The organism is Nesterenkonia sp. YGD6 (assembly GCF_022565895.1).
GTDB lineage: Bacteria > Actinomycetota > Actinomycetes > Actinomycetales > Micrococcaceae > Nesterenkonia.
Window position 1 is genome coordinate 18364 of record NZ_JAJOYY010000007.1, and the last position, 22954, is coordinate 41317.

The window sequence follows — 22954 nt, forward strand, 5'->3', positions numbered from 1 at the left end:
CGCGAGGCATGACCCCAGCAGAGCTGGAGGCCAGGCAGCTGGCATTCATGGAGTCCTTCGACGCGCACCCGCCGATCGCGGAGGCGATTCAGCACACCGGCGTCTACGCCACCAGCGTGCACCTGGAATCGTTGCAGCACCGCCCGGGAGCGGGGGTGACCGGGGTCTACCGGGTGGCGACCGGACGCCCCGTGATGCCGCGCGGCGGACCTGCGGGGGCCTATACCGAGACCTCTGACCACGTGGACGAGCTCTATGTGGGCATGACCACCGAGCCGGTGCCCGCTGACGCTGACGGTGTCGTCCAGTCACACAGCCCCTATGGCCGGCTCTCGATCTGGCAGCACCCGCTGGACCCCTCGCTGCCAGGGCTGCGCATCGCGACCGACCCAGACTCGGTCCGCAATGTCTGGGGGGCAGGACGGGACCTGGTCAGCCTGGAGACCATCAGCTATCGGCCGCTGCGTCGGGCCGTGATCGCGGCGGAGTTCGACGACGGCACCCGGCTGTTCCTGAAGGTCCTGCGTGAGCGTCGCGCCCATCATCTGCACACCCGGCACCAGCTGCTGCTCGACGCCGGGATCCCCGCCGCCGTGCCGGTGCGTGAGCCGGTGCTCGACGTCGTCGCCCTGCAGGAAGGCTCGGGGGAGTCCCTGGCAGAGTATTTCCTCGCCGACGGCGCCGCCGCCGCCGCGCCGGAGCAGTTCATCGATCTGCTCGAGAAGCTGCCCGCGGAGGTCATGACGCTTCCGGCACGAGAGGCCTGGACCGATCGGCTCTCGGCATACGCCTCGGCGGCCTCCTCGGCTCTGCCCGAGGCGGAGGACCGGATCCGCGCACTGGTGGAACACATCAGCGCTGCGCTCCCGCTGACCGATCGTGGCCCGGTGGTGCCCACCCACGGTGACTTCTATGAGGCCAATCTGCTGATGGGCGGCGGAGAGGTCTCGGCGCTGTTGGACGTGGATTCTCTGGGGCCGGGTCACCGGGTGGATGATCTCGCCTGTTTCCTGGGCCACCTTGCGGTGCTGCCCGCCGTGGACCCGCGCTATGTCCACGTCCCTGCCGCGTTCGAGCGCTTCGCTTCCGGATTCGCCGCCACCGTCGATGCGCAGGGGCTTCGGGTGCGCACCGCCTCCGTGGCGCTGTCCCTGGTGGCCGGTGCGCGCGACACCCGTCGGCGGCAGTGGCAGGCGCAGGCCGAGCATCGGCTCAGCTGTGCGGAGGCCGTGGTCGGTCTGCGCCCCGCGGGCCCGGCGCTGCCGGAGTGGCCGAGGCTCTAGAACTGAACGATCACGCCGTCGGCCAGCAGATCTGGGTGTGCCACTTCTCAGGATCAGGCTCGGCCCCTGGATCCGTGAGGTAGCTCTCCCACATCATGTCGCCGGGCGTGACGTCGGCGTCGACGAAGTAGCGTTCCAGCTCGGAGTACGTGCGCTCCAACGTGTCGTATGACCCGATGTGGATCGCTTCGACCACACGGCCACCGGGGAGACTGCCCGGAGCGACGGGTCCGTCCGGTGTGATGGGCGAGTCGACGGGAAATCCTGCCTCGACATCCACCGTGTCTCCCGGGCGACCGTGATATCTGCCGAACGGGGCACCCGTGGGGCTGACGCCCTGGGCTTGCAGCACTCGCATCGTCTCTTCAAACGCCCGAGAGAAGAAGTCGGTCAGTCCCGTCATCGGCACCCGCTCCCTGATGCCGGCGGTGTGCTTCTCGGAGAGCTGGGTGAGTCTGATGTCTGTCATAGGGAGATGCTCGTCGGGGAGACGCGCCACGGGTAGAGCCGAAAGTCCCTGCCCAGGATCCGACGGCCGAGCAGATCAGCTGCGCATCCTGCGCTTCAACCGGGTGAGCTTGCGGCGCAGGTCCGCCGCGGCCTCGGCCTTGCCCTGCCGCATCAGCGCCTCGATCTGACCCTCCAGGGCATCGGCCATCAGCGCAGGGCTGGCCTCGCGCTCGTCGGTGGACATCCGGAAGATCGTCTCGGCCTCATCGGCCCGCCCCATCTCCAGCAGCACCTTGGCCGCGAAGACCTCTGCGTCCCCGGCCGCATCCTCGTCTCCGGCCTCGGCGAACAGGTCAGCGGCTTCCAAGCCGGCGGCCACCGCCTTGGTTCCTTCACCCAGCGCCGTCCATCCGCGTGCCAGTGAATCGGTGATGTCCGCGCGCTGCCAGGTGGTCCCGTGTTCTCTCGCCAGAGCCAGCGCGCGATCCAGATGATCGATTCCAGTCTGGTCCTCGGCGCGGGTGAGCAGGTGCCCCAGAGAGTGGAGCGCCTGCAGCAGCACCAGCGGGTCCAGGTCCTCGCTGTGCTCGACCAGCTCGAGTCCACGTTCGTAGTGGCCGCGGGCCACCTCGAGGCGGTCCAGGGAGGCGGCCAGCGCCCCCGCGGCAAGATGGGCGCGCGCTGCCTCATCGGTCTCCTGGACCTCGCTGAAGAGCTCTGCGGCCTCGTTCCAATGCGACATCGCCTCCAGCGGCCGCTTCAGATGGGTCACCGCGTGGCCGAGCCCCATCAGCGCCCGGGCCCGGGTGGACCGGTCCTCCGCGGAGCCGCCCAGCCGCACGGAGAGGGCATCGAGCACCTTCTCCGCCTCGGGATAGTCGTCCAGTTCCAGGAGCTGCTGGCCCAGCGCCAGGCTCAGCAGTCGCGATTCACGGAACTCTCCGAGCTCGGCCTGCTGCACCGCGACCCGCCAGGCCAGGACCGAAGCCTCACCGTCGTCTTCTTCTCCGGTGAGCCCAGCCAGCAGCGCGGCAGCTGAGGCGGCGCCCTTGCGCACCCTGGCCGCGGCGTAGAGCTCCACGGAGCGCAGCGCTGACTCGATGGCTTCGAGATTGCGGTCTTCGTGATGGTGGATCGTGGCCTGCAGCATCGCCATGGCGCCGTGCACTGCACGATTCGCCGGCGCGGCGAGGACCAGCCCAGCTGTGGTGAGCGCCTCGGCGATCTCACCGGAGAGCAGCAGGGTGTGCGCCAGGAACATTCTGGCGCCGGCCAGCGCCTCGGGCCGGTCGAGAGCGGTGAGGATCGCACAGGCCTCCTGCACCAGCGGCAGGGTGGGTTCGGGTCCTTCGTCCTGGAGCCTGCGCACGGCCAGGGAGGAGAGCACATCAGCGAGCTCCACGGTGACATTCCCGGACGCCTGGTCCTCCGCGCGCAGATCTTCGGCGACCCGGGACAGGATCTCACCCTCCACCCGGTCAGGTTCGCGCAGCAACATCGCGCCGAGGTCGTCTTCGACCCGGGCCTGCCGGAAGCGGCCCAGCTCGCGCAGCAGGCTCAGCCGCTGGGCGATGAAGGGAGCTGAAGCGGCGGAGTCCCCGCGCATCTCATGGACCCCAGCCAGGATGCGCAGCAGCATCAGCCGGTTCTCGGGATCCTCGCCGCCGGGAGAGCGCAGTCCGGCCTCAGCGGCCTCAGCGGCCGAGCGGAACCGCTCACCGTAGGCACCCTCGTATGCAAGGTCGAGCCAACCCGCGGCGTCGTCGGCGGGCACAGTCGTCCCACCGGCGGCCTCGAGGAGTGCCGTCAGACGCGGAATCAGCGGACTCGTCATCTGCACCAGAGTAACGCCGATCGAGTGCCGTCGTAGAATGGCGCCCATGACTTCTTCCCCTCCGGCGCCTCGGCGTGTCCGCCGCGTCACGGGGTTCACCGCGATCACCGCCGCTGGGGTCATGGCTCTGACGAGCTGTTCGTCGCCGCCCCCCACGGAGGAGCCCACCGGCCGCGCCGCCGAGGGGGCCTGGACCATCGCAGTCGGGGATCACCCGCTGGATCAGACCATCGCCAATGTCTACGCTCTGGCGCTGAACTCCCGGGACACTCCCGCCGTGGTGGAGACCTCCGATCGCCGCCCCGCTGATGTGGTCGCCGAAGGTGAGACCGATCTGGTCCTCGGGCGATCCCTGACCTTAGCCCGGCAGCTCGATCCCGAGGCGTTCGCCGAGCTGGAGCAGCCGAGCTCGGCCGAGCTGCTCGGCGTGATCGAAGACAGCCTCGATGATCAGGCCCAGCTGCTGGACCCGATCGCTGCGGTGCTCGGCAGCTCCCTGGTGATCACCTCGATCACCGCCGAGCTCAATGACATCGCCACCGAGGGGGAGGTGGATGATCCCGCCTTCGCCGATGCCTGTGACGAGCTGCGCATCGGGGTGCGTCCGGACCTGCCCGCCCCGGAGCCTCTTCTGGCCGAGGTCTATGACTGCGATCCCGCCGAGATCGTCGTCGCGGGGGAGAACGAACTGCTCAACGCGGTGATCACCGCCGAGCTCGACGCCGCGATCGTCACGACCTCGCACCCCGACATCCAGGAGCAGGGGCTCATCGCGCTCACCGATGCTGAGCGCGCCTTCCCGCAGGAGCAGTACGTTCCGGTGGTCTCCGCGGAGATCGCCGAGGAGGTCCCCGGGGTGGCGGTGGAGCTGGCTCAGGCGTTGAACGAGGACGCCCTGGTCACGCTGCGCCGACTCATCGACGGGGATCAGGGGCTGACCCCGCAGGAGGCCGCGGAGTACTGGTTGGTCCAGGAGGGCTTCGTCGCGGAGCCCGAGGACTGGGGCTGACGAGGCTCGTAGCTGAGGGCAGACCGCTGGGTTCGCGCAGCTGTGCGCAACTCGCCGAACGGGTCGAGGCTTGTAACGTCCCGACGCGGACCGTGTCATAGGGCACAATCTGTTCATGGAGGAATTCGAGGACTTCACTCAGGCCCAGAAGCTCCGCAACGTGCGGTACGACGTGCGCGGACCCATCGCAGTGGAAGCCGCGCGACTAGAGCGCGCGGGCCACCGGATCACCAAGCTGAACATCGGCAATATGGCGCCCTTCGGCTTTGACGCGCCGGACTCGATCCTGGTGGACATGATCAAGAACCTTCCCAGCTCCCAGGGCTACTCCGAGTCCCAGGGCATCTACTCGGCCCGCACCGCGGTGGCCCAGTACTACCAGTCCCGCGGCATGCGCGATGCCGAGGTGTCGGACGTGATCCTGGGCAACGGGGTCTCCGAGCTGATCACGATGGTGCTGCAGGCGCTGCTCAACCCCGGCGACGAGGTCCTCATCCCAGCGCCGGACTACCCGCTGTGGACCGCGATCACCACCTTGTGCAGCGGACGCGCCGTCCACTACGTCTGCGACGAGGAGAACCACTGGTGGCCGGACCCGGAAGAGGTCGAGTCCAAGGTCACCGACCGGACCAAGGCCCTGGTGCTGATCAACCCGAACAATCCGACCGGGGCGGTCTACCCGCGCGAGATCCTCGAAGCCATGGTGGACATCGCCCGGCGGCACAATCTCCTGCTGCTCTCCGATGAGATCTACGAGAAGATCACCTTCGACGACGCGGAGATGATCAACGCCTGCACCCTGGCCGACGATGTCTTCACGATCACCTTCTCCGGGCTGTCCAAGACCTGGCGCGTGGCAGGATTCCGCTCGGGCTGGCTCTACATGTCGGGACCCAAGCACCGGGCCAAGAACTACATCGAGGGCCTGAACCTGATGTCGAACCTGCGCATGTGCCCCAACGTCCCGGCCCAGCACGCGATCCAGACCGCGCTCGGCGGCTACCAGTCCGTGGAGGAGTTCATCCGTCCCGGCGGCAGGCTCTACGAGCAGCGCAATGTCGCGCACAAGCTGCTCGCAGAGATCGAAGGCGTCGACGTCCACCAGGCCGACGGCGCGCTCTACCTCTTCCCGCGGCTGGACCCCGAGATCTATCCGATCCAGAACGATGAGACCTTCGTGATGGAGCTGCTGCGCCAGCAGAAGATCCTGGTCTCCCACGGTCGGGCGTTCAACTGGATCGATGACAACCACTTCAGGCTGGTGTCGCTGCCTCCGGTGGAGGAGCTGGAAGAGGCCATCGCCGGGATTGCGGACTTCCTGGCCTCCTACCGAGACGCGTTCGCCCGCACCTGAGCGGCCCGCCGCGAAGAATCGAGCAGGTGACGAGCTGAGCCGGTGACACGCTCAGCATGTGAAACAGGGGGGCTCTTTCGCCCCGGAAGGTGCAGGATAGGACAGTGCGCAACTCCAGGATGCAGGAATTCGAAGACTTCACCCAGTCGCCCAAGCTTCAGGACGTCCGGTACGACGTGCGCGGACCCATCGCGCAGGAGGCCGCCCGGCTGGAGCGCGAAGGGCATGCGATCACCCGGCTGAACATCGGCAACCCCGCGCCCTTCGGCTTCGAGGCGCCGGACTCGATCCGGATGGCGATGATCAGCAACCTCCACGACGCGCAGGGCTACTCCGACTCCCAGGGCATCTACTCGGCCCGGATCGCGGTGGCGCAGTACTACCAGGCGCGCGGGATGACCGAGGCCGATCCCTCAGCCATCTACCTGGGCAACGGGGTCTCCGAGCTGATCTCGATGGTGCTCCAGGCGCTGCTCGCCCCCGGTGACGAGGTGCTCATCCCAGCTCCGGACTACCCGCTGTGGACCGGCGCCACGACGCTGGCCGGCGGCCGGGCTGTGCACTACATCTGCGACGAGGACAACAGCTGGTGGCCGGACCCGGAGGAGATCGAGTCCAAGGTCACCGCCCGCACCAAGGCCCTGGTCATCATCAACCCGAACAACCCGACCGGAGCGGTCTACCCGCGCGAGATCCTCGAAGCCATGGTGGACATCGCCCGGCGGCACAACCTGATGCTGCTCTCGGACGAGATCTACGAGAACATCACCTTCGACGACGCCGAGATGATCAACGCCTGCACGCTCTCCGACGACGTCTTCACGATCACCTTCTCCGGACTCTCGAAGACCTGGCGGGTCGCGGGCTTCCGCTCGGGCTGGATCTATGTCTCCGGCCCGACCCACCGTGCGAAGAACTACATGGAGGGGCTGACCCTCCTGATGAACATGCGCATGTGCGCCAATGTGCCGGCACAGCACGCGATCCAGGCGGCTCTGGGCGGGCATCAGTCCATCAAGGACCTGATCGACCCGGGCGGGCGGCTCTTCGAGCAGCGCGAGACCGCGTTCCGGCTGCTGCGTGAGATCGAGGGGGTGCAGGTGCACCAGGCCGACGGCGCGCTGTACCTCTTCCCGCGGCTGGACCCGGAGATCTATCCGATCGAGAACGACGAGAAGTTCGTCATCGAGCTGCTGCGTCAGCAGAAGATCCTGGTCTCCCACGGACGCGCCTTCAACTGGATCGATGACAACCACTTCCGACTGGTGACCCTGCCCGGGGTCGAAGACCTCGAGCACGCCATCGCCGGGATCGCGGAGTTCCTCGCGGACTACCGCGACGCCGCCGTCCGGGCCTGAGCAGTCGCCTCGGGCCGGCCTCGTTGGACGGTGAGACGGTGAGACGGTGCCGGCGGAGGCCTGCGCCGGCTGGGCTGCGGTCCATGGTGACCGGCCAGGCCCTCACCGGCCGCCCCGGAGCTCAGCTGTCCTCGGTCAGCTCCGCGCGGACTTCCTCCAGACGGGTCCTGGCGCCGTCGAGCCAGCGCTCGCACCGGTCGGCCAGGGCTTCACCGCGCTGCCACAGCGCCAGTGACTCCTCCAGCGGAGCGCCGCCGGTCTCGAGCTTGGTCACCACAGAGATGAGCTCCTCCCGGGCGCGCTCGTAGCTCATAGTCTCGATGTCCTCGGTCTGCGCGGTGCTGAACTCGGTGGACTTCGAGGTCGGTGCTCCTGTGGTGCTGCCGTCGTCGGTCATTGCGCTGCCTCTCGGTTCTGGATCTGTGCATCGTGTTCGGCCTGAGCGGCCCTGCGGTCTCTGGGGAAGATCTCCTCGGCGCGGGCGGTGAGTTCGCCGGAGGCGACCATGATGCTCAGCCGATCCCCGACGGCCACGGTGCCGGCGTCGCGCAGGACGTCCCAGCCTGCGCCGCCCTGGGTCTGCACCACGGCGTAGCCGCGGTCAAGGGTGGACTGCGGGGAGAGCGACCGGACCCGAGCCCGGGTCTGTGCGACCCAGTCGGTGTCGCGGCGCAACGCGGTCTCCATGCCGAAGAGCGAGCGACGCCGCAGCATCAGCAGCTCTTGGGCGCGCCCGGTGATCATGTCCTGGGGCTGGGCGAGCACCGGCCGGGATCGCAGCGCCTGAAGCCATTCGGTCTCGCGACCGATGAGCCGTTGGACGCCGGCTGACATGCGTTCGCGGGCGTGGGTGAGCTGATCGCGCTCCTGGGCCTCATCGACCACCAGCAGCTTCGCGGCGCCGGTGGGGGTGGAGGCGCGCATATCGGCGACCTCATCGAGCAGCGGGCGGTCCGCCTCGTGTCCGATGGCGGAGACGACCGGTGTGTGGGCCGCCGCCACGGCGCGGATCAGGCGTTCGTCGGAGAAGGGCAGCACCACCTCCTCCAGGGCGCCGCCGCCGCGGGCGATCACGATCACCTCCACCGCTGGGTCGGCGTCGAGTTCGGCCAGGGCCGCCGCGACCTCCTGGGGCGCGCCGGGTCCCTGGGTCGCGACCTCACGGATCTCGAACTGCGCGGCGGCCCAGCGGGCGTGGGTGTTGCGCAGGATGTCCTTCTTCGCGTCGGAGTTCCGGCCGGTGATCAGCCCGATCCGCAGCGGCAGCACCGGCAGCGGCTTCTTCCGATCCAACCGGAAGAGGCCCTCGGCGGCGAGGCGCTGCCTGAGCTGCTCGATCCGGGCCAGCAGGTCACCCAGTCCCACCGGCTTCATCTGCTGGGCCACCAGCGAGAGCCGCCCGGACTTCTCATAGAGGTTCGGCTTGACCAGGGCCACCACCCGAGAGCCGGGCTGGACGGTCCCGCTGAGGTTGCCGGCGACGGTGCGCCAGGCCACCGTGGAGAACGAGACCTCCTGCTCCAGGTCCCGCAGGGTCATCCAGGCGTTGCCGTTGCGCAGGTTGAACTCCACCAGCTGGCCTTCGACCCAGGTCGGCGGTGCCGCCTCGATATGGGCCTTGAGCTTGCCGGAATAGGTGCTCAGCGCCCACGGCGTCTCCGCCGAGGTGTCCTGCGCCTGTGCCGGCTCGCTCATGTTCTGCCTTCGATCATCGACGGTCTCCCCGGAAGGTTCGCTATGGTGCTTACAGCCTATGCCACCCCCTTGACATGGTTGAAGGAGTTATCCACATGCGCCAGGTGCTCAGTGTCATCTCGCTGCTGCTGGCCGCGGTGCTGGCCGGCTCGGCGCTGGCGGGGTTCCAGGCCAACCAGCTCCTGCGCGAGGACGAGCCCATTCGGCAGATCGCCGGCGAGCTCCCGCAGCAGGAGGGGTTCAGCGAGCTGGTCTCCGAGACGCTGCTGGATCAGATGGAGTCTGAGCTGCCCGGAGGGCTGGCGAATCTGCTCGGTGACCGGGCAGACTCCGCCGTGGACTCCATCGTGGCCTCCATGCTGGAGAACGAGGAGATCGACGCCGCCTGGGACGAGACCCTGCAGGGCACCCGGGTGGACTACGCCGCGCAGCTGGAGACCATGTTCGATCAGGGCACCACAGGGCAGTCCAGCGACCTGGACCTCGCCGTGGATCTGAGCCCGATGGCGGAGGCCATGACCGGGCCGCTGCGCGAGGGTCTGGACTCGGCCCTGGGCTGGCTGCCTTTCCTGGACACCGCCAGCTTCGAGTTCCTCGCCCCCGAGGTGGTGGTGGACATCGAAGCCACCACCGGAGAGGGCGCCGATCCCTACACCTGGGCGCTGCTGGCCGAGGTCAGCAGACATTGGCTGGTGCTCGCGGTCCTGGCCGGGGTGATGGTCGCGGTGGGCCTTCTGCTGGGACCGGGCCGCAGCCGATGGGTGGCGCTGGCCCTCGGCGGCCTGCTCGGGGTGGGCCTGGGGCTCGGGATCGCGCTCACCGTCGCGGCAGCGGAGTTCGGCGCAGTGACCGATGCGGCCACCCAGTCCCTGGTGGACCACCTCGAGGTGCAGATCACCGCATGGGCCCAGCCGGCCTGGTGGGTCTTCAGCGGCGCGGCGGGCGCCGCCGTCGTCGTCGGACTGCTCGGCAGTGTGGCCGCGCGGAGCAGCCGAAGGGTGACCTCGCCGCGAGGCCTCGATCGGTGACCTTGGCCGGCGGCTTGATCCGGTGACCCGAACTGGGGCTTCACCCGGTGACTTCAACCAGGGACATGGTGTGACGGCCCCAGCCACCCGCCGGTAGACTCAGCCCCATGACTTCCACCGCCACCGCTCCCGACGCTTCGGCCCGGCGACAGCACATCGCTGTCCCCATGCCGATGGTGCCCCGCCGGCGCCGCAGCCCCGAGGAAGTGGCCGCAGAGTCCACCTTCACCGGTCCGCGCAAGGTGCTGCTCGCGGCGCCGCGCGGCTATTGCGCCGGGGTTGACCGCGCCGTCGTCGCCGTGGAGAAGGCGCTGGAGACCTACGGTGCTCCGGTCTACGTGCGCAAAGAGATCGTGCACAACCGACACGTCGTGGAGACCCTGCAGGAGAAGGGCGTCATCTTCGTCGAGGAGGCCGATGAGGTCCCCGAGGGTGCGCTGCTCGTCTTCTCGGCCCACGGAGTCTCCCCGGCGGTCAAAGACCTGGCCGACAGTCGGAATCTGCAGACCATCGACGCGACCTGCCCGCTGGTCACCAAGGTTCACCGCGAGGCCGTGCGCTTCGCCAGGGACGACTACGAGATCCTGCTGATCGGCCACGAGGGCCACGAAGAGGTCGAGGGCACCTACGGCGAGGCGCCGGACAACACCACGATCGTCAACGGTCCCTGGGAGGTCGATGACCTCCAGGTGCGCAACCCTGATCAGCTGATCTGGCTCTCACAGACCACGCTCTCGGTGGACGAGACCATGGAGACCGTGCAGAAGCTGCGCGAGCGCTTCCCGAAGCTGCAGGATCCGCCCTCAGACGACATCTGCTACGCCACCTCCAACCGACAGGCCGCGATCAAGAAGGTCGCTCCGCAGTCGGATCTGGTGATCGTGGTGGGCTCCGAGAACTCCTCGAACTCCGTGCGGCTCAAAGAGGTCGCCAAGGAGTACGGCGCCGCCCGCGCCGAGCGCGTGGACTACGCCAACCAGGTCGATGAGGCCTGGTTCCAGGAGGCCGCGACGATCGGGGTGACCTCCGGAGCCTCGGTCCCCGAGGTCCTGGTCGACGACGTCCTTCGGCTGCTCGCCGACTACGGCTACGGCAAGGTCGAAGAGGTCATCACCGCCGAAGAGGACATCGTGTTCTCGCTGCCCAAGGAGATCCGCAAGGCGCTCACCCAGGCCGGCCACGACGACGTCGGCACCGGTGGCCGCAAGCGCAGCGCCTGCTCCACCTCCTGAGCCCCCAAGAGCCTCCGAGTTCCAGTTCTGGGCCCTGTTCGTGGGGGAGCGGTGCGCCCGGTCCGGGCATGACCTGGGCTGACATACGATGAGGAGATGACGGTGCTGGGCATGACTGCGGTGATCGCGGCCGCGGTGTTGATCGGCACCATCCTCCAACGGGTCTCCGGCACCGGTGTGGGCCTGGTGGTCGCCCCGGTGCTCTCCATCCTTCTCGGCCCCGCCTTCGGGGTGCTGGTGACCAATATGACCACCTTCGTCTCCGGCGGCCTGATCATGATCGCGGTCTGGTCCCATGTCAGCTGGCGGCGCTTCTGGCTGATCATGCCCGCCTCGGTGCTGGGCGCGATTCCCGGGGCCTGGGTCGTCGGGCAGCTCAGCGCAGGCTGGCTGTCGATCATCGTCGGCGCCATCGTGGTCTTCGCGCTGCTGGTGACCTTCGCGCTGCCGAAGCTGCCGCATCTGCCCGGCCGCGGCGCCGGACTCTTCGCAGGGCTGCTGGGCGGATTCTTCAACACCACCTCTGGCGTCGCCGGGCCGGTGATGGTCATCTACTCCCGGGTCTCGCGCTGGGACCATCGCAGCTTCGCGGCCACGTTGCAACCGATCTTCATGACCATGGGTGCGGTCTCGGTGATCACGAAGCTGCTGATGGGCTCGGTGGAGGTCAACGGTCAGGCCGGGCCTCCGCTGGGATGGCTGTTCCCGGTGATCGTGGTGACCGTGATCGTGGGAATCCTGCTCGGCACGCAGCTGGCCAAACGCGTGTCCATTCCCACCGCGCGGACGCTCGCGATGACGCTGGCCGGACTCGGAGGAGCGGGCGCGATCATCCGCGGCACCATGGACGTCCTGGCATGACGGGTGCGCACACCACAGGGGCGCTCCCATGACCGCGCAGAGCGCACACAGCCGCCGACTGCTCATCGCGCTGTTCTTCATCGGGGTGGCGACCTTCGCCCAGCTCTACTCGCCCCAGGGCCTGCTGCCGCTGATCGCGACGGAGCAGGAGGTCTCCGCCGACCGAGCGGCGCTGATGATCTCCACCGCCACCCTCGGGCTCGCCCTCGGCGTGATCCCCTGGTCCTATATCGGGGACGCCCACGGGCGGAAGAAGGCCATGATCTGGGCGATCAGCCTCGCCTGCTTCTTCGGGATCCTTGCGGTGCTCATGCCCGTCCTCTTCGTGAGCCAGGGCTTCGAGCTCACCCTGCTGATGCGCTTCATCGAGGGGTTCATGCTCGGCGGGGTGCCGGCACTGGCCGTGGCGTACCTCAACGAGGAGGTCAGTCCCAAGATCGCGGTGGCCGCGGCGGGCACGTATATCTCGGGGACCTCGCTGGGCGGTCTGACCGGTCGCATCGTGGCGGCCCCAGTGGGGGAGCAGCTCGGCTGGAAGATCGGGATGCTCACCGTGACGCTGATCGCCGTGGCCTGCGTGGTGGTGTTCCTGCGGCTGGCGCCCATCGCGCAGAACTTCACCCCGCGCCGGGTCCGGCTGCGCGAGATCGTGCCGGCGCTGACCGGGAACCTGCGCTCAGCCACCCTCTGGACCCTGTACCTGCAGGGCTTCCTCACCATGGGCGGCTTCGTGGCCATGTACAACTTCCTGGGCTTCCACCTCTCCGCTCCGCCGTATTCGATCCCGTTGTGGATCGTCTCCTTCGTCTTCCTCGCCTACCTGGCCGGCACCTGGTCCTCCCCGCGGGCCGGACGGCTGGCCGCGCGATACTCGCGCAAACCGGTGCTGATCGCAGGGAACCTGATCATGATCCTGGGCGTCGGACTGACCCTGGTGCCGCATCTGGCGGTGATCATCCTGGGCACCGTGGTGCTCACCGCAGGGTTCTTCGCCGCCCACGCCGTCGCCTCGGGCTGGGTCGGTGCGGCCGCCACGGCCGGTCGTGCCCAGTCGGCCTCGCTGTATAACCTGGGCTACTACGGCGGCTCCTCGATCTTCGGCTACCTCGGCGGAACCGCGCTGAACGCCGCGGGCTGGTCCGGGACGGTCCTGATGGTGCTCGGACTCGCCGGGCTCGCGACCGTGCTGGCCGTCGTGGTCCTGCCCAGGGACTGAGCGCCCCACACCTGAGCGCCCCACACCTGGGCGCCCAGGCACACCACGGCGCCCAGTTCGAGCAGGGTGACCACAGCTCGCTCGTCATCATTTCGGTTCAAGGTCGCAACTTATCCTGAGTCCCCGTAGACTCTGTGAGCCCTGTCACCAGATAGAGCGCACCCCAGCACCCCACCAGCAGGAGTACCGGCAATGACGACGCCTCCGCGTTCACGTGTCTCAGGCGACCACCTGAAGAAATACGACCCCCGCACGCAGTCGGAGGCCGAGTCCGAAGAGCTCTCAGTCGGTGCTCGCGCCGAGGGCCTCGAACGCCCGGCTCTGCTGCGCCGGATGATCGGCCTCATCGGCGGCGTCGTCCTGGCGCTCCTGGTCTACACCGTGATGCCCGGGGACATGGAGGTCTGGCCCCGGCTGACCGCCGCCACCGCGGTGCTGATGGCAGTGTGGTGGATGACCGAGGCCATCCCGATCCCGGCCACGGCGCTGCTGCCGCTGATCATCTTCCCGCTGCTGGTCCCCGCGGGGGACTTCGGCAGCGCCGAGGAGGCGGTGGGCGGGGTCTCCGTCGACGACGTGGGCGCCAGCTACGGAAACAACATCATCTTCCTGTTCATGGGCGGCTTCATGCTCGCCCTGGCCATGCAGCGCTGGAACCTGCACCGCAGGATCGCGCTGATGACCCTGCGCGCCATGGGCTCCAAGCCGGTGAACCTGATCGCCGGATTCATGATCGCCACCGGCTTCCTCTCCATGTGGGTCTCCAACACCGCCACCGCGGTGATGATGCTGCCCATCGGCGTCTCGGTGCTGATGCTGGTCAGCAAGATCATGAAGGGCGAGGACCCGGCCACGGCCAAGCACGCCGACGAGGAAGAGACGAACCAGGCGCTGAAGTCGAACTTCGGCACCGCCCTGATGCTCGGCATCGCCTACGCCGCATCCATCGGCTCCCTGGGCACCATCATCGGCACCCCGCCCAACGCGCTGCTGGCCGGTCACATGTCGGCCAACCACGACCTGACCATCGGCTTCGGCCAGTGGATGCTCGTGGGTGTGCCGATCTCGATCATCATGCTGGTCATCGCCTGGGTCCTGCTGACCCGGGTGCTCTTCCGCCCCGAGATCGACGACATCCCCGGCGGCGGTGACCTGATCCGTGACGAGCTGCGCAAGCTCGGTCCGATGTCCGCCGCCGAGGTGCGCGTGCTGGTCATCTTCGTGCTCGCCGCGGCCTCCTGGGTCTTCATCCCGCTGATCTCCACCAACCTGCTCGGCATGGAGGATCCGTTCATCTCCGATGCGGGCATCGCCATGGTCGTGGGTCTGCTGCTGTTCCTGCTCCCCGGCGGCGCCGCCAAGGGTGTGCGCCTGCTGGACTGGGAGTACGCCGCGAAGCTGCCCTGGGGCGTGCTGCTGCTCTTCGGCGGAGGCCTGGCCCTCTCGGCTCAGTTCGGCAACTCCGGGCTCTCCGTCTGGCTCGGCACGCAGGTCGAGGGCCTCGCCGGGATCCCGGTCTGGGTCCTGGTCCTGGTCGCGGCCTTGGGCATCCTGGTGCTCACCGAGATGACCTCGAACACGGCGACGGCGGCCACCTTCCTTCCGGTCGCCTCCGGCGTGGCGATGGGCACCGGTGTCGACCCGTTGATCCTCGCAGCCCCGGTGGCGCTGGCCGCGACCTGCGCCTTCATGCTGCCGGTGGCCACACCTCCGAACGCGATCGCCTACGGCTCCGGCTATGTGACCATCGGGCAGATGATCAAGGGCGGCGTCTGGCTCAACGTGGCCGGCGTCGTCATCATCACCGCGGTCTGCATGACCATCCTGGTCTGGGTCTTCGGCCTGACCCTGTAGCACCGAGGAGCTCCCACATGCCCGTCCTCTCGAGGAGCAGGGCACTTCACAACAGCGAAGTCAGGGGCAGTGAACCGCAGCGTCAGCGCGGATCGCTGCCCCTGACTCTTCACTGTCCTTGACTTTTCACTGCCCCTGATTGCGCTCAGACTCCAGCCGGGGACCCAGCGGGTTGACCTCGGTGCTCACCGTGGTGGTGCTCAGCGTCTCGCCGAGGTCCTCCAGCAGACCCTCCGCGGAGGTGGCGGTGGGCTCACCGACCTCCAGCCGGCTCATCGCCTCCACCTTGGGCAGCACCTGACGCTCGATGTTGCCGATCAGCGAGTTGTACGCCGTCACCGCCTGGCGCAGCCGGTCCCCGGTGCGGGCCAGATGTTCGCTCATCTTGGCCAGCCGGCGGTAGAGGTCGCGGGAATGATCCACGACCTCGCGGATGTTCTGCGCCAGCCGCTCCTGCCGCCAGGCCGCGGAGACGGCCTTGAGCGAGGCCAGCAGCGAGGCCGGGGAGACCAGGGTGACGCCCTTGGAGAGCGCGTCATCGAGCAGCATCGGGTCCGCCTCCATCGCCGCCGAGAGCAGAGACTCGGCAGGGACGAAGCAGAAGACCACATCGGGGGAGAGGTCCACCGCCTCCCAGTAGCGCTTCTTCGCCAGCTCATCCACCCGGGCACGCAGCGCCTTGGCCTGCGCCTTGGGGTCCGTGGCGTTCAAGGGGGCCTTCGCGTCCAGGACCAGCTGGCGTCCACCGGGCAGGTGCACCACCATGTCTGGGATCAGCAGCTGCCCGTCGGTCCCGCGTCCGCTGTGCTGCTCGGTGAAGTCCACATGGGGGAGCATCCCGGCGGACTCCACCACCCGGCGCAGCTGCACCTCGCCCCAGTGTCCGCGCGCCGAGGTCGAATGCAGGCTCCCGAGCAGCGCCTGGGTGGATTCGATGATCCGCGCATCGGTCTCTGCGGCGGAGGTCAGCTGCTGGGAGAGTCGGGAGTGCTGGGCGGCCCGCTCGGTCTCGAGCTCCTGGACCCGGCGGTGCATCTCGGTGACGCCCTGACGCACCGGGTGCAGCATCTCCACCAGCGTCTCGCGCTCCCTGGCCGCCTCGGAATCCTCCTCGCGCCGCCGCTCGAGCTCCCAGAGCCGGCCTTCTGCGGTGGCCAGCTCCTGCTGCGCCGACACGAGCTGGGCCTGGGCGTCGACGAGGTCCGTCTGTGCGCCGTGCAGCTGACCGCGCAGCGCGGCGGCGTCCTCGGTGCCGCGGCGCAGCAGATAGAGCACCAGCCAGCTGCCCAGGACGCCGAGCAGAACACCGAGCAGGACAGCGGCGAAGAAGTACAGATTGGTCATGACACCCAGCATGTCACCGGGCACTGACATAGTGTGGCGCGAGAGAGCCTGAGGTTGAACCTCCCCCGAGAATCCGAACGCGATAACCCAGACGCGAGAAAGCCCGAGGAGATCCATGATTCGCATCCTGCTGGTCCGCCATGGCGAGACCGAGTGGAACAAGGCGCACCGGCTGCAGGGCCATTCGGACATCGAGCTGTCCGACTCCGGGGCGCTGCAGGCGCGCACCACCGGCGCCTTCATCCGCGCGCAGCACCCCGCACAGGCTCATGTCTCCAGCCTGGTCCGCACCCAGCAGACCTTCGCCGAGTTCGGCCTGGATCTGACCCCGCGCATCTGGGACGAGCTGCGCGAGCAGAACCTGGGCGAGTGGGAGGGCGCCTATGCCGCGCAGATCCGGGACGCCGAGCCGGAGAACTTCGAGGGCTGGCGCGCCGGCAGCTACACCCCCGCCGATGGGGAGACCCACCAGGCGCTGCAGACCCGGATGACCGGAGCGTTCGCGGACATCGTGCGCGCCACCGCGGAGACCGCACCCACGTCCTCGGCGGATCTGAGCTTTGAGGTGCGCACCGCCGTCCTCGTCTCCCATGGTGCTGCGCTGCGGGTGCTCTTCGAAGGCCTGGGGCTCATCGACCGGACCCAGTTCATCCCGCTGACCCCGGCCTCGGTCACGGTGCTCGACATCCCGCTCACCAAGGGCCCGGTCTCCTCCTCGCTGCCGAACTCGGGTCTCGATGAGGACCACGACGACGACGCCGAGGCCCGCGCGATCCGGGCGCTCACCGACGCCCAGATCGCCGATCACGCCAGGCTGCGGCTGATCAACCTCTCCCCGGAGCTGCTGAACCCGGGTGAGAAGACGACCGCGATCTGAGCGGCAACACCGCCTGACACAGACGAGTGGGCGATCTGAGGGATTCTTTCGCCCCTGAAGGCAGGAAGACTCACTCAGATCGCCCACTCGATGCGGGGTGTCCCGGGAGGCCGGGCCGGTGCAAGACCTAGACGTTGGCCGCCTTGATCAGGTCCGCGCAGCGCTCACCGATCATCATGGTGGTGATGTTCGGGTTCACCGTGGTCAGCTCCGGCATCACCGAGGCATCGGCCACGCGCAGACCCTGCACGCCCTTGACCCGCAGCTGAGAGTCCACCGGTGACATCGCATCGTCATCGGCGCCCATCCGCACGGATCCGGCCGGATGATAGACGGTGTTGTGCGTGCGGGTCACATAGTCCGCCAGCTCCTCGTCGGTCTGCGTGTCAGGACCCGGGAAGAGCTCCTGCCCGGCCCAGTCCGCCATGGCGGGCTGCGCGGCGATCTGGCGGGCCAGCTTGATGCCCTCCACCGCCACGCGCATGTCATGGCCCTCGGCGTCGGTGAAGTAGCGCGGATCCACCTTGGGCTTGTCCCGATAGTCCTTGGAGCGCAGCCGCACCGTCCCGCGCGATTTCGCGTGGGTGACGTTCGGGGTCAGGCAGAAGGTGTTGTCCGCGGTCGGGTAGCCCTGGCGCAGAGTGTGCATGTCGAAGGGCACCGAGCCGTAGTGCATCATCAGGTCCGGGCGGTCCAGACCCTCACGGGTGGGCGCGAAGATCCCGATCTCCCACCACTGGTAGGAGTCCTCCACCATGGGCTGCCTGGCCTCCCAGGCGATGACCGCCTCGGGGTGGTCCTGCAGGTGCTCGCCCACGCCGGGGGAGTCCACGCGGGGGTTGATGCCGAATTCGGCCAGGTGCTGCGCCGGGCCGATCCCGGAGAGCATCAGCAGCTTCGGCGAGTCGATCGCGCCCGCGGAGAGCACGATCTCCTTGGTCGCGCTGATCCGGTGCGCCCGGCCGAACGCGTTGTTGACCGCGTCCACGCCGACCGCACGGTCGCCCTCGAAGACGATCTCGCGCACCCAGGTGTCGGTCAGCACGCTCAAGTTCGCCCGCTCCAGGATCGGGTGCAGGTAGGAGACCGACGACGACGCCCGGGTCCCGTCCTGGCGTCGGTTCACCTGGAAGAAGTTCGCACCCTTGAGCACGGTCTCCCCGGAGTTGAACTGTACCCGCGGGATGCCCTGTTCCTCACAGGCGTCCAGCAGCGCCACGCCACAGGGGTCATTCGGCGGGATGGTCATCAGATTCACGGGGCCGCTGCGGCCGTGGTGGTCGCCGGGGGCGTCATTGGTCTCCAGCCGCTTGAACAGCGGGTAGGTGGACTCGGCGTTCCAGCCGGTGGCCCCCATCGCCTCCCATTCGTCCATGTCCTCGCGCAGCGCCCAGAAGGCGATGCAGGAGTTGTGCGAGGAGCAGCCGCCGAGCACCTTGGCGCGGGCGTGGCGCATGAAGGAGTTGCCGTTCTCCTGGGCCTCGATGGGGTAGTCCCAGTCGAAGCCTGATTCCAACAGCTCCATCCAGCGGTTGAGCTGCAGGATCTCTGGCTTATCTGCATCGGTGGGGCCTGCCTCCAGCAGGGCCACCGTGACGTTCGGGTCCTCGGACAGGCGGGCGGCGACGGCGGCGCCGCCGGATCCGCCGCCGATCACGACGTAGTCGAAAGTGGTGTTCTCCACAGGGTCTCCTTAGTTCTCCGGCATGCTGAACCAGCCGGTGACGGCGGGCTCGGTGTTCTCGTAGATGTGCTTGGACTCGCGGTACTCGTCCAGGCCCATATGACCCAGCTCGCGGCCGACGCCGGACTGTTTGAAGCCGCCCCACTCCGCCTGCGGCAGGTAGGGGTGGTAGTCGTTGATCCAGATGGTGCCGTGGCGCAGCCGTGAGGACACCCGGTGGGCGGTGCCGCGGTCGGATGTCCAGACCGCTCCGGCGAGGCCGTAGATGGTGTCGTTGGCGGTCTCGATGGCCTCGGCCTCGGTGGTGAAGGTCTCCACGGTGATGACCGGGCCGAAGCCCTCCTCTTTCACGACGGACATGCCGCGCTTGACGTCGTCGAGCACGGTGGGGGCGTAGAAGTACCCGTTGCGGTGCTCCTCGCCGCCGAAGTGGTGTCCGGTGCGCAGCGTGGCGCCCTCTTCGATGCCGCGCTGGGTGTAGTCGTACACCTTCTGGCGGTGCTCGGCGGAGATCAGCGGTCCGGTCTCGGCGGTCTCTTCGAAGGGCCCGCCCATCCGGATGTTCTCGGCGCGGCGGACCAGCTCGGTGACGAACTTTTCCTTGATCGACTCCTCGATGATCAGCCGGGTGCCTGCGGAGCAGACCAGGCCGGAGTCCACGAAGCCGGCGTTGAGCGCGTTGTCCACCGCGGCGTCGAAGTCGGCGTCGGCGAAGACCACATTGGGGTTCTTCCCGCCCAGCTCCAGGGCGACCTTCTTCACCGTCTCCGCAGCAGTCGCGGCGATCTTGCGTCCGGTGACCACACCTCCGGTGAAGGAGACCATGTCCACATCAGGGTGGGAGGCCAGCGGCGCACCGGCGGTGGCGCCGGCCCCGGTGATCAGGTTCGCCACACCGGCGGGCAGACCGAGGGAGTCATAGACGTCCATGATCAGCATGCCGGTGTGCGGGGTCAGCTCCGCGGGCTTGAGGATGAAGCTGTTGCCCGCGGCCAGGGCGGGCGCCATCTTCCAGGCGGCCTGCAGCAGCGGGTAGTTCCACGGGGTGATCATCGCGCAGACTCCGACCGGCTCGTAGACGACCCGGGAGAGCACCGTCGGGTCCCCGGCGTCGACCAGGCGACCTGACTCGGCATCGGCGAGCTTCCCGAAGTGCCGGTAGCAGGCGATGATGTCGTCCATGTCGATCTGCGCCTCGACGAACCGCTTGCCGGTGTCCAGCGCCTCGGCGCGAGCGAACTCGTCCTTGCGCGCCTCGATGGCGTCTGCCACGGCCAGGACGAAGGCGCCGCGCTCGGCGGCGGGGGTGTCGGCCCAGACGTGGGAGTCGAAGGCCTTGCGGGCTGCGGCGATCGCGGCGAGGGTGTCGGCCTCACCAGCTTCGGAGACGACACCCACTTCGGAGCCGTCTGCGGGGCAGTGGATGGTGCGCGTCTCGCCGGACTGGGCCGGAACCCATTGCCCGTCGATGAACAACGTTGAGACCTGCTCTGCTCTACTCATATGTGTTCCTCAGCTTCCGGTGGTGCGGTCGTGGTCCCAGTCATCTGGGATGTTGCTGCCGGTGTGCAGCGATGAGGACTGCCCGCCTTCTTCGCTCATGGTCAGGAAGGCGAGGTGGCGCTCGTAGGAGTCCAGGACATCGGCGATGACCTGGTCCCGGGTGTATCCCATCAGGTCATGGCCTTCCGAGCCCGTGGCAGAGAACGTCTCCACGCGGTAGTAGGTCTCCTCGGTCGGGCGCACGCTGCGCGCGAAGCTCGGCACCGAGTAGGCGATCGGGTAGACCTGGTACTTGAACTCGGTCTGCTCGCCGAAGTAGACGTGCAGATCGATGTGCGGAATCTGGGTTTCCGGAACCAGGCCCCGTTCGCAGCTGATGTCTGCGCCCTGGTCGCGCAGCTCCTCGGCGACGTCTTCCACCGCCGGGGCGGCCACGGTGTCGATGAACTCGGTGGCCTGCTTCGCGGTGGGGAAGTGCATCCCCCGGGCGAGACGACGGCGCCAGCTCAGGCCGCTGCGCTCGCCGGCGTCCTGGCTGCGCTCCGAGACCATCCAGGGCAGGGTGGCCTCACGCGATTCACGGTTGTAGCGCTCCATCTGCAGCGCTCGCCAGATGCCCATCATCAGCACATACATGACCACCGAGAACGGCAGCCCGATGATCACCGTGGCCATCTGCAAGGTGTAGACCCCGTCGAGCATCAGCACCGCCAGAGTCAGGGCACCGGTGGCCAGAGCCCAGAACACGCGGAGCCACGGGGCGCCGTCGTCGGAGTGGCTCAGCGGTTTCGAGGTGAAGTTCGCCATCACCAGGGCGCCGGAGTCGGCGGAGGTGATGTAGAACAGCAGACCGGTGATCACCGAGAGACCGATGGTGAAGGTCGCGCCGGGGTACTGCTCCAGGAGCAGGTAGTAGCTGGACTCGGGGGCCTCGACGGCGGCGGTGATGAACTCGGTGTTGCCGCTGAGGAACTCCCAGATCGCGCCGTTGCCGAAGATCGAGATCCACAGCAGGATGAACCCGAACGGGATGATCAGGGTGCCGATGATGAACTGGCGCAGGGTGCGGCCGCGGGAGATGCGGGCCAGGAAGAGCCCGACGAAGGGGGCCCAGGCGATCCACCATGCCCAGAAGAACAGCGTCCACCATTCGAGCCACTCACCTTCCGGCGGGTCATAGGCGAAGGTGTTCAGCAGCATCGAGGGGAAGAACGCGGCGAAGTCGCCGATGTTCTTCACCAGGGCGTTGAGCAGGTAGGTGGTCTGACCCGCGATCAGCACGTAGATCAGCAGGATGACGGCGAAGATGACATTGAGCTCGGAGAGCCGGCGGATGCCGCGATCCACGCCGGAGACGCTGGAGAAGATCACGACGATGACCGAGAGGACGATCAACCCGATCTGCGCACCGGTGCCCTGCTCGATGCCGAACAGCCACTCGAGGCCGTAGTTCAAGAAGACCACGCCGATGCCGAGGCTGGTGGCGATGCCGAAGATGGTGCCCACGACGGCCGCGATCTCGATGCCGTCGCCGGTGACGCCCTGGGCGCGCTTGCCGATGATCGGGTAGAGCGCGCTGCGGATGCTCAGCGGCAGGTGGTAGCGGTAGGCGAAGAGACCGAAGGCCATGCCCATCAGCGCGTACATCGCCCAGCCGGGGATGCCGTAGTGGAACAGCGTCCACAGCACGGCCATCTCGGTGGCCGCGGAGGAGCCCACCTCCACGCCGGGGGCTGTGGTGAGGTTCGTGGCAGGTCCGGAGATCGCGAAGAACATCAGGTCCACGCCGATGCCGGCAGCGAAGAGCATCGCTGTCCAGGTGAAGAGGTTGTACTTCGGTGTGGAGTGGTCGGGTCCCATCTTGGTCCGGCCCACGCGGGAGAAGGCGACGATGAGGACGAAGACCACCACGATGCCTGCGGTGAGGATGTAGTACCAGCCGAGGTTCGCGCCGATCCAGAGGAAGACGGATTCGAGCGTGGTGTAGGCGGCGCCTGGTGCGAGCCAGGCCCACAAGGTGAAGGCGATGATGATCGCCGCTGAGCCGAGGAAGACCGGCAGATTTACTTTCGAGTGTGCAGGAGCACCTTTCGAGCCGTCCCCCTGGACATCGCTCGGGACGTCACTCGGGACGTCTTGCGTGGCCGATGCCATGAAATTATGTTCCTTCCAGTGCTGAGTCAGTGCGCTTGTGTATCAGTAGGTTCGAGTGATTGAGCCTCAGGCATCTTAGACACGGGTGAGTCGCGTCCGGGGCACCAGGGGGCGGTGGATGTGACCCGAATCTCCTGAATCTGTCGAGACTCGGTCCACATAGTGAACGGAGTCTCAGTCTATGGCGCGCTGGTCGGAGCCGGGAAGGCCCTGGAAGT

General features: G+C 67.9%; 18 protein-coding genes. 10 read left to right on the plus strand and 8 right to left on the minus strand.

All coding sequences use genetic code 11. The features are described from left to right. Positions 1–8 precede the first annotated feature (8 nt). Positions 9–1283, plus strand: coding sequence for a phosphotransferase (locus LTI14_RS11600; RefSeq protein ID WP_241476620.1), 1275 nt, complete (start codon positions 9–11; stop codon positions 1281–1283). 10 nt (positions 1284–1293) lie between these two features. On the opposite strand, the gene LTI14_RS11605 is transcribed toward LTI14_RS11600, so the two are convergent. Together LTI14_RS11605 and LTI14_RS11610 are read right to left on the minus strand one after the other, a co-directional pair. Next, the gene (locus tag LTI14_RS11605) at positions 1294–1752 is read right to left on the minus strand and encodes a GyrI-like domain-containing protein (protein ID WP_241466152.1); all 459 of its coding nucleotides are present in this window, start codon (positions 1750–1752) and stop codon (positions 1294–1296) included. A gap of 75 nt (positions 1753–1827) precedes the next feature. Beyond that, complete coding sequence (locus LTI14_RS11610; protein WP_241476622.1) at positions 1828–3567, minus strand: hypothetical protein; 1740 nt, start codon at positions 3565–3567, stop codon at positions 1828–1830. 46 nt (positions 3568–3613) lie between these two features. Here LTI14_RS11610 and LTI14_RS11615 point away from each other — a divergent pair, with 46 nt between their 5' ends. From LTI14_RS11615 to LTI14_RS11625, 3 genes are all read left to right on the plus strand, one after another. Then, positions 3614–4576 carry a glycine betaine ABC transporter substrate-binding protein gene (locus LTI14_RS11615; protein WP_241466156.1) on the plus strand — a complete coding sequence of 321 codons (963 nt, stop codon included), beginning with the start codon at positions 3614–3616 and terminating at the stop codon, positions 4574–4576. A 115-nt stretch (positions 4577–4691) separates the two neighbouring features. Next, positions 4692–5930: a pyridoxal phosphate-dependent aminotransferase gene (locus tag LTI14_RS11620; RefSeq protein WP_241466158.1), complete on the plus strand. Its 1239-nt coding sequence runs from the start codon at positions 4692–4694 to the stop codon at positions 5928–5930. Positions 5931–6049: 119 nt separating this feature from the next. Further along, entirely contained in the window at positions 6050–7288 is a 1239-nt protein-coding gene (locus LTI14_RS11625) for a pyridoxal phosphate-dependent aminotransferase (RefSeq protein ID WP_241476666.1), read from the plus strand. A 121-nt stretch (positions 7289–7409) separates the two neighbouring features. Here LTI14_RS11625 and LTI14_RS11630 read toward each other — a convergent pair whose 3' ends face one another. Continuing rightward, positions 7410–7685 carry an exodeoxyribonuclease VII small subunit gene (locus LTI14_RS11630; RefSeq protein ID WP_241466160.1) on the minus strand — a complete coding sequence of 92 codons (276 nt, stop codon included), beginning with the start codon at positions 7683–7685 and terminating at the stop codon, positions 7410–7412. Next, positions 7682–8983: an exodeoxyribonuclease VII large subunit gene (xseA, locus tag LTI14_RS11635; RefSeq protein WP_241476623.1), complete on the minus strand. Its 1302-nt coding sequence runs from the start codon at positions 8981–8983 to the stop codon at positions 7682–7684. The genes LTI14_RS11630 and xseA overlap by 4 nt, the downstream gene beginning before the upstream one ends. A 95-nt stretch (positions 8984–9078) precedes the next feature. Between xseA and LTI14_RS11640 the strand changes: the two genes are divergently transcribed. The 5 genes from LTI14_RS11640 (at position 9079) to LTI14_RS11660 (ending at position 15174) form a co-directional block, all read left to right on the plus strand. Further along, entirely contained in the window at positions 9079–10011 is a 933-nt protein-coding gene (locus LTI14_RS11640) for a hypothetical protein (protein ID WP_241476624.1), read from the plus strand. A 107-nt stretch (positions 10012–10118) separates the two neighbouring features. After that, positions 10119–11243, plus strand: coding sequence for a 4-hydroxy-3-methylbut-2-enyl diphosphate reductase (locus LTI14_RS11645; RefSeq protein WP_241466166.1), 1125 nt, complete (start codon positions 10119–10121; stop codon positions 11241–11243). A 96-nt stretch (positions 11244–11339) separates the two neighbouring features. Then, positions 11340–12104 (plus strand): sulfite exporter TauE/SafE family protein, encoded by a 765-nt coding sequence (locus tag LTI14_RS11650; protein WP_241466167.1) that lies wholly within the window; start codon positions 11340–11342, stop codon positions 12102–12104. 28 nt (positions 12105–12132) lie between these two features. Then, the gene (locus LTI14_RS11655) at positions 12133–13320 is read left to right on the plus strand and encodes an MFS transporter (protein ID WP_241466169.1); all 1188 of its coding nucleotides are present in this window, start codon (positions 12133–12135) and stop codon (positions 13318–13320) included. Between the two features lie 192 nt (positions 13321–13512). After that, a complete protein-coding gene (locus LTI14_RS11660) occupies positions 13513–15174 on the plus strand; it encodes an SLC13 family permease (RefSeq protein ID WP_241466171.1) in 1662 nt (553 codons plus the stop codon). Positions 15175–15300: 126 nt separating this feature from the next. Here the strand turns inward: LTI14_RS11660 and rmuC are convergent, their stop codons facing one another. Continuing rightward, positions 15301–16518, minus strand: a complete 1218-nt coding sequence (gene rmuC, locus LTI14_RS11665) for a DNA recombination protein RmuC (protein WP_241476625.1) — start codon at positions 16516–16518, stop codon at positions 15301–15303. Between the two features lie 115 nt (positions 16519–16633). Between rmuC and LTI14_RS11670 the strand changes: the two genes are divergently transcribed. Continuing rightward, positions 16634–17395: a histidine phosphatase family protein gene (locus tag LTI14_RS11670; RefSeq protein WP_241466180.1), complete on the plus strand. Its 762-nt coding sequence runs from the start codon at positions 16634–16636 to the stop codon at positions 17393–17395. 127 nt (positions 17396–17522) lie between these two features. Here LTI14_RS11670 and LTI14_RS11675 read toward each other — a convergent pair whose 3' ends face one another. Genes LTI14_RS11675 through betT form a run of 3 tightly spaced genes read right to left on the minus strand, consistent with a single transcriptional unit; the run spans position 17523 to position 22736 of the window. Further along, positions 17523–19079, minus strand: coding sequence for a GMC family oxidoreductase (locus LTI14_RS11675; protein WP_241466182.1), 1557 nt, complete (start codon positions 19077–19079; stop codon positions 17523–17525). A gap of 9 nt (positions 19080–19088) precedes the next feature. Next, a complete protein-coding gene (locus tag LTI14_RS11680) occupies positions 19089–20582 on the minus strand; it encodes an aldehyde dehydrogenase family protein (RefSeq protein WP_241476627.1) in 1494 nt (497 codons plus the stop codon). A 9-nt stretch (positions 20583–20591) separates the two neighbouring features. After that, positions 20592–22736 (minus strand): choline BCCT transporter BetT, encoded by a 2145-nt coding sequence (betT, locus tag LTI14_RS11685; protein ID WP_241466186.1) that lies wholly within the window; start codon positions 22734–22736, stop codon positions 20592–20594. Positions 22737–22954 lie beyond the last annotated feature (218 nt).

Coding starts and splice junctions, on each gene's coding strand:
- LTI14_RS11660 (WP_241466171.1), top strand. CDS start 13,513: ATGACGACGCCTCCGCGTTCACGTGTCTCAGGCGACCACCTGAAGAAA.
- rmuC (WP_241476625.1), bottom strand. CDS start 16,518: ATGACCAATCTGTACTTCTTCGCCGCTGTCCTGCTCGGTGTTCTGCTC.
- betT (WP_241466186.1), bottom strand. CDS start 22,736: ATGGCATCGGCCACGCAAGACGTCCCGAGTGACGTCCCGAGCGATGTC.
- LTI14_RS11680 (WP_241476627.1), bottom strand. CDS start 20,582: ATGAGTAGAGCAGAGCAGGTCTCAACGTTGTTCATCGACGGGCAATGG.
- LTI14_RS11650 (WP_241466167.1), top strand. CDS start 11,340: ATGACGGTGCTGGGCATGACTGCGGTGATCGCGGCCGCGGTGTTGATC.
- LTI14_RS11600 (WP_241476620.1), top strand. CDS start 9: ATGACCCCAGCAGAGCTGGAGGCCAGGCAGCTGGCATTCATGGAGTCC.
- LTI14_RS11605 (WP_241466152.1), bottom strand. CDS start 1,752: ATGACAGACATCAGACTCACCCAGCTCTCCGAGAAGCACACCGCCGGC.
- LTI14_RS11625 (WP_241476666.1), top strand. CDS start 6,050: ATGCAGGAATTCGAAGACTTCACCCAGTCGCCCAAGCTTCAGGACGTC.
- LTI14_RS11615 (WP_241466156.1), top strand. CDS start 3,614: ATGACTTCTTCCCCTCCGGCGCCTCGGCGTGTCCGCCGCGTCACGGGG.
- LTI14_RS11645 (WP_241466166.1), top strand. CDS start 10,119: ATGACTTCCACCGCCACCGCTCCCGACGCTTCGGCCCGGCGACAGCAC.
- LTI14_RS11610 (WP_241476622.1), bottom strand. CDS start 3,567: ATGACGAGTCCGCTGATTCCGCGTCTGACGGCACTCCTCGAGGCCGCC.
- xseA (WP_241476623.1), bottom strand. CDS start 8,983: ATGAGCGAGCCGGCACAGGCGCAGGACACCTCGGCGGAGACGCCGTGG.
- LTI14_RS11655 (WP_241466169.1), top strand. CDS start 12,133: ATGACCGCGCAGAGCGCACACAGCCGCCGACTGCTCATCGCGCTGTTC.
- LTI14_RS11620 (WP_241466158.1), top strand. CDS start 4,692: ATGGAGGAATTCGAGGACTTCACTCAGGCCCAGAAGCTCCGCAACGTG.
- LTI14_RS11630 (WP_241466160.1), bottom strand. CDS start 7,685: ATGACCGACGACGGCAGCACCACAGGAGCACCGACCTCGAAGTCCACC.
- LTI14_RS11670 (WP_241466180.1), top strand. CDS start 16,634: ATGATTCGCATCCTGCTGGTCCGCCATGGCGAGACCGAGTGGAACAAG.
- LTI14_RS11640 (WP_241476624.1), top strand. CDS start 9,079: ATGCGCCAGGTGCTCAGTGTCATCTCGCTGCTGCTGGCCGCGGTGCTG.